At 68.3% G+C, this 12,418-nt stretch carries 10 protein-coding genes and 1 tRNA gene; 4 read left to right on the forward strand and 7 right to left on the reverse strand.

All coding sequences use genetic code 11. The features are described from left to right. Positions 1–33 precede the first annotated feature (33 nt). Complete coding sequence (locus ASG69_RS14485; protein ID WP_156380535.1) at positions 34–378, forward strand: WhiB family transcriptional regulator; 345 nt, start codon at positions 34–36, stop codon at positions 376–378. 23 nt (positions 379–401) lie between these two features. Here the strand turns inward: ASG69_RS14485 and ASG69_RS14490 are convergent, their stop codons facing one another. From ASG69_RS14490 to ASG69_RS14500, 3 genes are all read right to left on the reverse strand, one after another. Next, on the reverse strand, positions 402–1,712 hold the full coding sequence (locus tag ASG69_RS14490) for an ABC1 kinase family protein (RefSeq protein ID WP_027506825.1): 1,311 nt from the start codon (positions 1,710–1,712) through the stop codon (positions 402–404). 83 nt (positions 1,713–1,795) lie between these two features. Next, a complete protein-coding gene (locus ASG69_RS14495) occupies positions 1,796–2,677 on the reverse strand; it encodes a hypothetical protein (RefSeq protein WP_056447855.1) in 882 nt (293 codons plus the stop codon). A gap of 122 nt (positions 2,678–2,799) precedes the next feature. Beyond that, entirely contained in the window at positions 2,800–4,179 is a 1,380-nt protein-coding gene (locus tag ASG69_RS14500) for a zinc-dependent metalloprotease (protein ID WP_027506823.1), read from the reverse strand. A gap of 133 nt (positions 4,180–4,312) precedes the next feature. Between ASG69_RS14500 and ASG69_RS14505 the strand changes: the two genes are divergently transcribed. Next, positions 4,313–5,338 carry a YlbL family protein gene (locus ASG69_RS14505; protein ID WP_056448064.1) on the forward strand — a complete coding sequence of 342 codons (1,026 nt, stop codon included), beginning with the start codon at positions 4,313–4,315 and terminating at the stop codon, positions 5,336–5,338. Between the two features lie 17 nt (positions 5,339–5,355). Here ASG69_RS14505 and ASG69_RS14510 read toward each other — a convergent pair whose 3' ends face one another. Next, complete coding sequence (locus ASG69_RS14510) at positions 5,356–5,994, reverse strand: PPA1309 family protein (protein ID WP_231476446.1); 639 nt, start codon at positions 5,992–5,994, stop codon at positions 5,356–5,358. 178 nt (positions 5,995–6,172) lie between these two features. Between ASG69_RS14510 and ASG69_RS14515 the strand changes: the two genes are divergently transcribed. Continuing rightward, positions 6,173–9,169, forward strand: coding sequence for a UPF0182 family protein (locus tag ASG69_RS14515; protein WP_200933828.1), 2,997 nt, complete (start codon positions 6,173–6,175; stop codon positions 9,167–9,169). A gap of 535 nt (positions 9,170–9,704) precedes the next feature. On the opposite strand, the gene ASG69_RS14520 is transcribed toward ASG69_RS14515, so the two are convergent. Further along, complete coding sequence (locus ASG69_RS14520) at positions 9,705–10,235, reverse strand: transglycosylase family protein (RefSeq protein ID WP_027506819.1); 531 nt, start codon at positions 10,233–10,235, stop codon at positions 9,705–9,707. Positions 10,236–10,697: 462 nt separating this feature from the next. Here ASG69_RS14520 and ASG69_RS14525 point away from each other — a divergent pair. After that, positions 10,698–10,774, forward strand: a tRNA-Met gene (locus tag ASG69_RS14525). 99 nt (positions 10,775–10,873) lie between these two features. Here the strand turns inward: ASG69_RS14525 and ASG69_RS14530 are convergent. Both ASG69_RS14530 and ASG69_RS14535 read right to left on the reverse strand, forming a co-directional pair. Beyond that, a complete protein-coding gene (locus ASG69_RS14530; protein ID WP_037186691.1) occupies positions 10,874–11,083 on the reverse strand; it encodes a hypothetical protein in 210 nt (69 codons plus the stop codon). 103 nt (positions 11,084–11,186) lie between these two features. Beyond that, positions 11,187–12,407, reverse strand: a complete 1,221-nt coding sequence (locus ASG69_RS14535) for an acyl-CoA dehydrogenase family protein (protein ID WP_056447862.1) — start codon at positions 12,405–12,407, stop codon at positions 11,187–11,189. Positions 12,408–12,418 lie beyond the last annotated feature (11 nt).

Consider the following 12,418-nt stretch of genomic DNA (forward strand, 5'->3'; position numbering starts at 1 on the left):
CCACCGTGAATCGCAGCAGAAGAGGAGAACGACGTGTCACCCGCCACCACCCGGACGACATGCCGCACCGACGACACCACGACCGACCGGTCCGTGGCCGCCATCGACGACTTCGTCGCAGATCAGTTGCCGTGCCGCCGAGCCGATCCGGATCTCTGGTTCGCCGAGTCGCCCGACCGTCTCGAACGCGCCAAGCAGCTGTGCGCACACTGCCCCATCAGGTCGGGGTGCCTCGACGCGGCGCTCGACCGTGCCGAGCCGTGGGGAGTGTGGGGCGGCGAGATCTTCGATCAGGGAGTCGTCATCGCGCGCAAGCGGTCTCGCGGCCGTCCCCGCAAGAACCCGGTCACACCCGCACCGTCCGTCGTCTGTGCTTGACGGTCGGTGCGGGTGTCGCCCGGCTACTCGGCGAACCCGGGCATCCACTCGGTGAGAATCGCCATGTACGGAGCATTCGCGTCGAGCTGGGCGCAGATGCCCACCGATCCCAGGAGAACGCGGAAGATCACCGCGTACCGCGGCGGCAGATTGAGGGACCGGGCCGTACGGAACTGCGGACCGTTGAAGTCCGCGGCCTTGCCTGCCGTGCCCTGCAGCCACTTTCGAGTGAAGTGGAACGACTCGGTCTTGATCGGATCGGTGAAGGGGCGGAGATAGTCGGCGATCTCCTGCTCGGTGACCTCGCGGCCGGGAATCACGAATCCCGTCTCGCGCAGCAGTTCCGTCAGCTCGTCGAACTCCTCGTCGCGCGAGAGTCGCACCATCCGACCGAGTTCCGGGGGCAGACCGTCGGGGAGAGTGAGGCACGCACCGAAGTCGATGACGCCGAGCCTGCCGTCGGCGAGCAACTTGAAGTTGCCGGGGTGCGGATCGCCGTGGATGCGGCGGACGCGCTCCGCCGATTCGAAGTGGAAGCGGGCCAGGTTCTCGCCGGCGGTGTTGCGCTGCTCCGCGGTTCCGGTGGCGATGACGGAGGAGAGGGACGTTCCTTCCATCCACTCCGTGATGACCACCTTGGGAGCACTCGCCACGACACGAGGCACGGCGAATCTTTCGTCCCCGTCGTAGACCGCGGCGAACGCACGCTGGTTCTCGCCTTCGATCCGGTAGTCGAGTTCCTCCTCCGTGCGCGCCGACATCTCGTCGAGGACGGCCTTCACGTCGGTTCCCGGCACGATGGTGCCGAGGATGCCGACGAAACGCGACAGCGTCTTGAGGTCGGCCTTCAGCGCCTCGTCCGCACCCGGGTACTGGATCTTGACCGCCACGTCGCGACCGTCGGACCAGGTCGCTCGGTGCACCTGCCCGATGGAGGCCGACGCGGTGGCCGTGTCGTCGAAGTCGGAGATGCGCGAGCGCCACCCGGTGCCGAGCTGTTGATCCATCACCCGATGGACCGTCGCGATCGGCATCGGGGGCGCCTCGGCCTGCAGCTTGGTCAGCGCCTCGCGGTAGGGCTCTGCCATCTCCTCGGGTACGGCCGCCTCCATGACGCTGAGAGCCTGACCCAACTTCATCGCTCCGCCCTTGAGTTCGCCGAGAACGGCGAACATCTGCTGGGCGGCCTTGGCGCTGAGTTCGGCGTCGATCTCCGCACGATTTCCGCCCGCGAGTTTGCGTCCGAAGCCCATCGCTGCGCGGCCTGCCATCCCGAGGGGGATGCTGGCCAGCTTGGCTGTCCGGGCGGAACTGCTGCGGGGGATGTCGGGCATGACTCCATCATGTCTGACGATCGGCCGACGCGCCGCGACCGGTCGAGACCCGGCCGCGCATCCGTGACACGTCACACCGTCCGTCACCGACGAGCGCAGGTGCACAACAGGTGACGCGGCCATCGTCGACGGCGGGTGGCCGCGGCGACGAGGTCCACCTCCAGGCTGTGCCCGACGGTCATCGGTGCGGGCGAGTCTGCGTGTGCGTCGAGGAACTCGGTGACCTGCGCGACCGCGAACGCCGCGGTGGCGGCGATGGTGGCGCCGCTCGCGGACCCGACGGTGCCGAGGAGCTGCGCGGCGAGGTGCGGCCATTCCCGGTCGTAGTCGCACCGCGTCAGCTCGACGCACTCGAGGCAGGGCGTGTGTCCGGGAAGGACGAGCGGTCCCACCACGCCGACGCCGTCGCGCAGCCGCACGGGAAGGTGCGGGATGCCGTCGTCCATGAGCACCCGGGACACCTCGGGGGCACAGAGCACGGTGTCCGCCACGACCACGCAGTCGACGTCCGCGTGTCTGTGGGGGAGTGACACGTGCCGGCGCTGGACGCGGCCCGTCGGGGACAACCCGATGGACACCGCATCCGACAGGGGACCGCGTCCCAGCACGAGGACCGTGCGGACGGCGGACGACCGCGGGTGACGACGTCCGAGCACGCCCAGTCGTTCGAGTTCGGCTTGCACCGCGGTGAGCACTGCCGCGTCCACGCCGAGTTCGGCTGCACGCCAGTACACGTCGGGTATCGACCGCCGTCCGTCCAGGAGACGCAGCACCGAGGCCATGACGGCCGGTGTCACGCCGTCCGGCGGGGTGAGGACCACCCGGCGCTCGGGATGCCAGCCGACCTGCAGCCGACCGTCTCGGCGCACGAGGAGCGTGACCGATTCGGCCAGGTGCGGGAGGCCGTCCCGGTCGGCGCGCGTACGGGCGATCTCGGGCGAGCTCGCGTGGCGTGTCTCCGTCATGCGCAGACGATGGCACGCCCCACACTGCGGACGGGGTGTCTCGCGCCGTTTGTCCACAGGCGTACGACGCTCAGAGCTGCGACGCAGTCACGCGGGCGTCGGGAAGTCCCAGGTCGGCGGAATCAGACGGGGGCGGGGCCCTCGTCGTCTCCCTCGGCCTTCTTCTCGGCCGCGCGCTTGCGCTCGAACTCCTCGAGCTGAGCGATGGGGTCGTCGAAGGACCCGGTGTCCCCGCCCACGATGCGATCGATGAAGGACGACGAGTCGTCGAGGTCCGCGGTGTCGGGCAGCAGATCGGGGTGGGCCCACACACCGTCGCGGCCGTCGATACCCGCAGCGTCGGTCAGTCGACGCCACAGATCGGCTGCTTCACGCACCTTGCGCGGCCGCAATTCGAGGCCGATGAGCGTCGCGAAGGTCTGCTCGGCCGGGCCGCCGGACGCGCGACGGCGCCGCATCGTCTCCGACAGTGCGGACGCTCCCGGCAGCCGCTCGCCCAGAGCGGTGGTCACCACCGTGTCCACCCACCCCTCGACGAGGGCCAGCAATGTCTCGAGGCGCTCCAGGGCCGCCTTCTGCTCCGGGGTCGTCTGCGGCTCGAACGCACCCTGCTGCAGGATCTTCTCCAGCTGGCTCGGGTCGGTGAGCGCGGACGGATCGATACCGCGGGCCGCCTCCTCGATGGCACCGAAGTCCATCCGGATGCCGCGCGCGTACTCCTCGACGGTGGCCAGAACGCGCTGACGCAGCCACGGCACGTGCGAGTAGAGACGGTGGTGGGCGACCTCGCGCGCGGCGAGGAACACGAGCACCTCGCGCTCGGGCAGCTCGGTGCCCTCGCTGAACACCGCGACGGCGTCGGGAAGCAGCGCCGCAGTGTCCGACGGGCCGAGCGGCAGGCCGATGTCGGTCGAGGTGAGGACCTCCTTGGCCAGCTGGCCCAATGCCTGGCCCAGCTGTGAGCCGAACGCCATGCCGCCCATCTGACCGAGCATGCCGATCATCGGACCGACCATCTGTTGCGCCTCCGGCGGCAACGCGGAGGTCCACATGCCGGAGATCTGCTCGGCGACGGGATCGCACAACCGCTTCCACGTGTCGAGCGTGTTGTCCAACCATTCCTGCGGAGTCCACGCCTCGGTGCGCACCGCGCCGGCCGGGAGGATGGTGGCCTCGTTCAGCCACTGCTCCGCCAGGTGCGCCGCGTCGACGACGGCGGACTTCGATCCCTCCCGCACGGGGGTGGTCGACCCGATCTGCTGGAGGGCCAGCTTCTTCGCCAGGTCGTAGTTCACCGGTCCGGACGTGGCACCGGATCCCATCCCGCTGAACATCTGACCCATCTGCGTGAACATCTGGCCGAGCGCCGCCGGATCGAAACCCTCGGCGCCGAAACCGAATCCGCCGGCACCACCTCCGGGCGTGCCGGAGCCGCCGCTCGACCCCTCGTTCTTGTCCGGGTCGTCGTCGGAATTGGAGAATCCGAAAGGCGTGTTGGTCATGGTTCAACGGTACAAGCCGAACACGGGTTCGGCGGCGATGCCGAGTGCGCCGAGCGCGAACACAGCGACGCCACGGGCGACGTCGACGCGTCTCCCCGACAGCGCTGACGGTGTCGTTCTCTACTGTGGTGACGTGAATCGAAGGATCGCGACGCTCCTGGTCGCTCTGTTGCCGGTGGTCGTCCTCGGAGTTCTGGGATCTGCGGTCACCGTTCCGTTCGCGGCCCTCGGGCCCGGACCGACGTTCGACACACTCGGTGAGGTGGACGGCAAGCCCGTCGTGGACGTCCAGGGCACCGACGTCGATCGGCCGTCCGGCCACCTGAACATGACGACCGTGGCGGTTCGGGACGAGTTGACGGTGTTCGACGCTCTCGGCCTCTGGCTCAGCGGCAGGCAGGGGTTGGTCCCGCGCGACGAGATCTACCCGCCCGATCGCAGCCGAGAAGAGGTCGAGAACGCCAACCAGGCCGACTTCGCGGAATCCGAGGACAGTGCGGAACTCGCAGCCCTGGATCACCTCGGACTGCCCACGGTGCTCACGGTCGCGCAGATCGGCGACGACAGCCCCGCGGCGGGCGTCCTCGAGGAGGGTGACCGAGTGACCGCGATCGACGGCGCGCCCGTGTCCACTGTGGCCGACGTCCAGAAAGCTGTCGGTGCCGTGAATCCCGGCACGACCATCTCGGTGGACGTCACGCGGGACGGCGCGACGACGACGGAGAACGTCACCGTCGCCGCCCGTCCGGACGACGCCGAGCGCGGCTATCTCGGCATCACCCCGGAGGAGACACCGGACGTGCCGTTCACCGTGGAGTTCAATCTCGCCGACGTCGGCGGCCCGTCCGCCGGACTGATGTTCTCGCTGGCGGTGGTGGACAAGCTCAGTCCCGGCGACCTCAGCGGCGGTGCCTTCGTCGCCGGCACAGGAACGATCGACGCCGACGGCGTGGTGGGTCCCATCGGCGGGATCCCGTACAAGTTGGTCGCCGCACGCGAGGCCGGCGCGACGATCTTCCTCGTTCCCGCGGACAACTGCGCCGAGGCGGCGCCGCGGACGCCGGAGGGGCTACGCCTGGTGAAGGTCACGAGCCTGGACGATGCGATCGGGTCGCTCGACGCTCTGGCCGGTGGGGGAGACGCCCCGTCCTGCTCGTGACGATCCGGGTGCGAACGCTAGTAGTCCTCGTCCTCGGGATCCGCGTCGAGCGTGGCGTGCAGCGCCGCGACGACGTTCGGCGCCAGGTTCTCGTAGGTCAGTAGCTCCGGCGCCTCGTCGAAACTGCTGTCGTCCTCGTTCTCGGGACGCAGCTGCAGCAGGGCGATGGACGGACCGTCCCGAAGTACGGCGACGATGAGCCGCCCGTCGCGCCGGTCGGGGTGCTCCTCGGCCGTGAGGCGCGCGGCCTGGTCCGCCGCGTCGCGATCCGCCAGGAGCGGAGCGAGGGCGCTGTCGAGATCCGATTCGGCCTCGGGCGGCAGAACGACGATCTCCTCGACCAGTGCGCACCCGGCGACCGAGGCCGGCCAGGTGGTCGTGCCGAGGAACTCGTCGAGCGCGTGCGATCCGCCCGCGACGTCGGCGGGCAGCCGCTCCTGGGCGACAGGGGTCAGGTCGGCGCCGTCCTCGAGCTGGTCGAGCAGGCTGGGCTCCGCGGCCGCCAGATCCTCGGTCGGGACCAACGCGAACAACTGAGGCCCCTGGTCCCACCCGCCGGCGTCCACGTAGTCGACGACCTCGCGCACACAGCGGGCGAGGGCGCGTTCGGCGCGGGCGTCCCCGGATTCGGGATCGAACCACTCGCTCCCGGTCACGATGCATCCTCGTTGTCACTCACCGCTCCATCCTCGCATCGAGGGCTAGAGTCGTGGACGTCGCCACGGCGGGACACTTCGCGTTCGAGGGTGTCCGTACAGTGGTCGAAAACGGACATGTGGTGTCGTCACGGTGGTGTCACGAGGCGACGGCGCGCGAGATCTTGGAGTGTGGCACGTGGGCATGAGGCCCCCAACCGGTTTGCCGTCGTTGTCGAGACGGAGCCGTACGTTACTGGTCCTGGCGTTGGTTCTGGCCGCGCTGTTGCTCATCGGTCCCCGGTTGGTGGACACGTACACGGACTGGTTGTGGTTCGGGGAGGTCGGCTTCCGCAACGTCTTCACGACGGTGCTCCTCACTCGCGTGATCACGTTCCTCGTCGTCGCTCTGCTGGTGGGCGGCACGGTGTTCGGTGCTCTCACCGTCGCCTACCGGTCGCGTCCGGTCTTCGTACCCACGGCCGGACCGAACGATCCCATCGCTCGCTACCGCACCACCGTCATGTCGCGTCTGCGCGTGTTCGGTATCGGCATCCCGGTCGTCATCGGCCTGCTCTCCGGCCTTGTCGCACAGGGCAACTGGGTCACGGTGCAGATGTTCCTGCACGGTGGATCCTTCGGCGTGCAGGATCCGCAGTTCAACCTGGACGTCGGCTTCTACGCCTTCGATCTGCCGTTCTACCGGTCGATCCTCAACTGGCTCTTCGTCGCCGTCGTCATCGCCTTCTTCGCGGCACTGGTCACGCACTACATCTTCGGCGGCCTGCGCCTCAGCGGCCGCGAGGGTGCGCTGACCAAGTCGGCGCGCATCCAGTTGGCCGTGCTCGCCGGCACCTTCGTCGTCCTCAAGGCGGTGGCGTACTGGTTCGATCGTTACGCACTCTTGTCGAGCAGCCGTAAGGAGCCCACGTTCACGGGCCCCGGCTTCACCGACATCAACGCCGTCCTGCCCGCGAAGCTCATCCTGCTGGCCATCGCTGTCATCTGTGCGGGTGCCTTCTTCGCGGCGATCTTCCTGCGCGATCTGCGGATCCCGGCACTCGCCACCGCGCTTCTCGTCCTGTCGTCGATTCTCGTCGGCGCCGTCTGGCCGTTGGTCGTCGAGCAGTTCTCGGTGCGCCCCAACGCTGCCGACAAGGAGCGGGCGTACATCGAACGGAACATCGAGGCCACCCGAGCCGCCTACGGCATCACGGACGACACCGTGACCTACGAGGACTACACGGGCGTCGGTTCCGCGTCGCCTCGGGACGTCCCCGCGGACCAGACCACCATCGCCAACACCCGTCTGCTCGATCCGAACGTGCTCTCGCGCACCTTCACCCAGCAGCAGCAGCTCAAGAACTTCTACGGGTTCCCGTCCACGTTGGACGTCGACCGCTACGAGATCGACGGGCAGCTCCAGGACTACATCGTCGCGGCGCGTGAGCTGTCTCCCAACAGCCTCACCGGCAACCAGACCGACTGGATCAACCGCCACACGGTGTACACGCACGGCAACGGTTTCGTGGCGGCCCCGGCCAACCGCGTGAACGCCGCCGTGCAGGACGCGACGAGCACCGAGTCGAACAGCAACTCCGGGTACCCGATCTACACCGTCAGCGACCTCGCGTCGCAGGCCGCGGACGACCAGGTCATCCCGGTGGAGCAGCCCCGCATCTACTACGGCGAGGTCATCGCGTCGTCCAACCCCGACTACGCCATCGTCGGTGGCAGCGAAGGCTCGGACGGCCGCGAGTACGACACCGACACCTCGCGCTACACCTACACCGGTTCGGGTGGCGTGAGCATCGGCAACTGGTTCAACCGGTTGGCGTTCGCGGCGAAGTACACCGAACGCAACATCCTCTTCTCGGGCGCCATCGGCGACGACTCGAAGATCATCTTCAACCGCGATCCTCGTGAGCGCGTGCAGAAGGTCGCACCGTGGCTGACCGCGGACGGCAACTCCTACCCGGCCGTGGTCGGTGGAAAGATCGTCTGGATCGTCGACGCGTACACCACGCTGGACCAGTACCCCTACGCGCAGCGCAGTTCGCTCGAGGGACTGGTGCAGGACAGCATCGACGCCAACACGGGTCGACTGCTTCCGCGTGACGAGGTGTCCTACATCCGCAACTCGGTCAAGGCCACCGTCGACGCCTACGACGGGTCGGTGAACCTCTACCAGGTGGACGACAACGATCCCGTCCTCGCCGCGTGGATGGGCGCGTTCCCGGGTGCGGTCCAGCCCGAGTCGGCGATCTCCGACGAATTGCGTCAGCACTTCCGCTACCCCGAGGACCTGTTCAAGGTCCAGCGCGAGATGCTCGCCAAATACCACGTCAACGATCCCGGCGAGTTCTTCACCAACAACGCGTTCTGGTCGGTTCCCAGTGACCCGACCGTCGAGGGTGGCACCAACCTCAACCAACCGCCGTACTACGTCCTGATCGGTGATCCGGACACGGGCCAGCCGTCGTTCAGGTTGACCAGTGCGATGGTGGGCTTCAACCGAGAGCTGTTGTCCGCGTACATCTCCGTGCGCTCCGATCCGGAGGGTTACGGCGAGTTCACGGTGCTGCAGTTGCCCACCGACACGCAGACTCAGGGTCCGCAGCAGGCGCAGAACTCGATGACGTCGGACACCCGTGTGGCGTCGGACCGAACGCTGCTGCAGCAGTCCAACAGAATCCAGTACGGCAACCTGCTGACACTGCCCATCGCCAACGGCGGAATCTTGTACGTCGAGCCGCTGTACACCGAGCGCAACACGACGAACACCTCCACGTTCCCGCAGTTGTCCCGCGTACTCGTGAGCTATCGCGAGCCGGGTGCGGGCGGCGGTGTCCGCGTCGGGTACGCGGCGACGCTGGCCGAGGCACTGGACCAGGTGTTCGGCTCCGGTACGGGCAGCGTGGCGACCGCGCCGGGCGGTGAGGCGACAGAGCCGCAGCCGGACAACGGCTCGTCGACCGGCACCACCCCGGCACCCACCGAGGGGTCTGCCACCACGCCTTCGTCCACGTCGGCCGCACCCGCTGCGCCCGTCGACCGGACGGCCGCGGTGAACAACCTCAACAGTGCGCTGGCAGCAGTGCGGACCGCGCAGCAGTCGGGTGACTTCGCCCAGCTCGGTACCGCGTTCGACAACCTGCAGCGCGCGATCGACCAGTACAACAGCACCGGGGGATAGTCGGCCCGGTAGTCACGACCGAAGCCCCGTCACTCGTCACGAGTGGCGGGGCTTCGTCGTGAGCGCGGGTCGTTGTGTTCGGGTCGTTGCGCGCGGGTTCCAGCGCCCCGCACGCGTTGCCGCCGGCGGGTGGGGGTGTGCGGCTTGTGCGACGTGTGCGGATGGCAGTGGTGGTATCGGGGAGCCGGGTTGCGGGGGAGCCGCTGCGTCGACCCGCACGGGTTCCAGCGCCCCGCACGCGTTGTCGCCGGCGGGTGGGGGTGCGCGGCTAAGGAAACGTGTGCGGATCGCCTGCGCCGACGACGGGGCCGGGGCGTGGCCGGGTGTGGGGGAGCCGCCGCGTCGACCCGCACGGATTCCAGCACCCCGCACCCCTTCCCGCCTGCTGGAGGGGGTGTGAGCCCCGAGCACAGGGTGCAGATCGCGTCGCGGGGCCGGTGCGGCGACACCAGGGCCCCAGCAGACGCCCCGCACACGACGAAGCGGGCGCACCCGATGATCGGATGCGCCCGCTTCGGACGTTCGAGAGGATGCTCTAGCGAGCGAGGCCCGCGAGGACGCCGGAGTTGGCGGCCACGAAGTCCTGGTACTGCTGGCCGACGCCGTACTGCTGGGCCAGTGCTGCGCCCTGCTCGACGGCGGACTGCACGGGTGCCGGTGCGGCGGGTGCAGCAGGCGCGGGAGCGGGTGCCGGTGCGGGCGCCTCGGCGACCGACGTGGTGCCCGACGAGAGGTACTGGCCGCAGGTGGGCCATGCGCCGACGCCCTGGGTCGCGAGAACGTTCTCGGCGACGCGGATCTGCTCGGCCTTGGAGGCGCTGGACGCGGTGCCGGAGCCGCCGTTGGCCGCCCAGGTGCTCTGCGAGAACTGCAGGCCACCGTAGTAGCCGTTGCCGGTGTTGATGCCCCAGTTGCCGCCGCTCTCGCACTGTGCGACGCCGTCCCAGTTGTGGGCGGGTGCTGCGGAGGCGGTTCCGGTGCTCAGGACGAGCGGTGCGGCGACGACGGCGCCGGTGACGGCGGCCCATCCGAGCGCGCGGGTGGTGAAGTTACGTGCAGTGGTCATGCGGGGTAGATCCTCTCAGCGCTGGTCGACGTGAGCGCGCAGGCGAGTGACGCCTGCATTCGCTCGAATCCCTGCCCCCATCGAGTCGGGTCTCCGATCCCGCGGGGCAGAAGAATCCAGCGGCGGGTCGGCCTGGCCCTTGTTTCGGGCCGAGCGCGACGGTAACGAAACAATCACGAGCCGTCACCCGGCCCTCTGGCGAGGTCGGAAACGGGCGAGATGGTGGGTTCGTGACATCTCTGCAGGTCATGACGGATGACAACCGTCTCGTGTCCTCCTCGTGACCCCATCGTTATGTGAGGGGGAACACGGGTGAAAAGAGACCGCGGTCACCCTCCGGGGCTCGATCTCGTTGCTCAGCAGGCGATTTGCAATTCACCGACGCCGTCCGGTAACTTCTTGTTCAGCAAGAACGCAGTACAGCTTGCACCGCAGACGGAGCCGAAAGGTTCTCGATGCTGACGCGGGGTGGAGCAGCTCGGTAGCTCGCTGGGCTCATAACCCAGAGGTCGCAGGTTCAAATCCTGTCCCCGCTACCACCACGAAAGGCCCGACAGTCTCAGACTGTCGGGCCTTTCGCGTTGCCGCGGGCACCGGCGTCGACTCGATCGGATCAGAGCGACGTCGGTGCCTGGTGCTCAGTGAGAGATGTCTGGATCCGCCGACGTCATGCCCGTGCTGGGCGCGTCGTTCTCGTCGACGTCCCCGCCGGCGTCCGTACGGTCCCCCGAGTCGTCCGTCTCGTCCAGATCGACGGCGTCCGCACCCTCGAGGTGGGTGAGGCCCACCTCGGCCTCCGCGACGAGGCCCTTGGCTTTGTCCTCGATCTTCTTCGCCCAGTCCGACATGGCAGTCTCCCTCGTGTTCGCCGTGCTTCGTCCGTTCCAGCTTGCCAGAACAGCAGAAAAGGCCCGGCACATGTGCCGGGCCTTTCTCAGGGTCGTGTGACCGTCACTTCAGCTCGGCGGACGTCTTCCCGAGCACGCGGCGAGCCACGATCAGCTGCTGGATCTGCTGGGTGCCCTCGAAGATGTCGAGGATCTTCGAGTCGCGTGACCACTTCTCGAGCAGCAGGTGCTCGGAGAAGCCGAGCGTGCCGGCCAGTTCCACCGCCTTGAGCGTGATGTCGGTGGCGCTACGGCCTGCCTTCGCCTTGGACATCGACGCCTGCAGCGAGTTGGGCTCCTTGTTGTCCGCCATCCACGCAGCGCGGAGAGCGAGCAGGTAAGCAGCCTCCCAGTCGGCCTCGAGCCGGATGTACTCCGCAGCAGCGGCCGACTGGCTGTAGGTGGCAGCGTCGTAGTCGATGACCACTCCGGCGTCGGTCAGGATCGACCGGAGCTCCTCGAGCGCTGCACGGGCGACTCCGATGGCCATGCCGGCGACCAGAGGACGGGTGTTGTCGAACGTCTGCATGACGCCGGCGAAGCCCTTGTCCGTGTCGACGTCCGGGGAACCCAGGAGGTTGTCCTTCGGGATGCGGCAGTTGTCGAGGAGCAGGGCTGCGGTGTCGGACGCCTTGATGCCCAGCTTGTGCTCGAGGCGTGCGACGGACAGGCCCGGTGCGTCCCGCGGGACGACGAAGGACTTGATCGCGGCGCGGCCCTTGGTCTTGTCGACGGTGGCCCACACGACGATGTGCGTGGAGCGCTCGCCGGCCGTGACGTAGATCTTCTCGCCGTTGAGGACCCACTCGTCACCGTCGAGTACCGCGGTGGTGCTCACGGCGGCCGAGTCGGAACCGAACGAGGGCTCGGTGATGGCCATCGAGGCCCACACCTTGCCGAAGCGCTCGAGCTGCTCGTCGGTGGCGACGGCGGCGATGGCGGAGTTGCCGAGGCCCTGGTAGGGGATGGACAGGGTCAGACCCACGTCACCCCAGCAGGTCTCGATGACGTTGACCAGAGCGGACATGTTGCCGCCGTTGGCATTCGCGGTCTTGCTCGGCTTCGGAGCGTCGCCCTTGGCCTCACGGCCGCCCTTGGCGCCGCCGATCTCACCGCCGGCGTCGCTCATGCCCTCGATCATGGCGGCCATGGTGTCGAGCTCGACCGGGTAGGCGTGCTCCGCCAGGTCGTACTTGCGCGACACGGGGCGCATGATCTCGGCCGCGACCTGGTGAGCCTGATTGGCCGACGCCCTGAGCTTGCGAGGAAGTTCGAGATTGATCATGAGAGTTCCAA

The organism is Rhodococcus sp. Leaf225, from assembly GCF_001426145.1.
GTDB lineage: Bacteria > Actinomycetota > Actinomycetes > Mycobacteriales > Mycobacteriaceae > Rhodococcoides.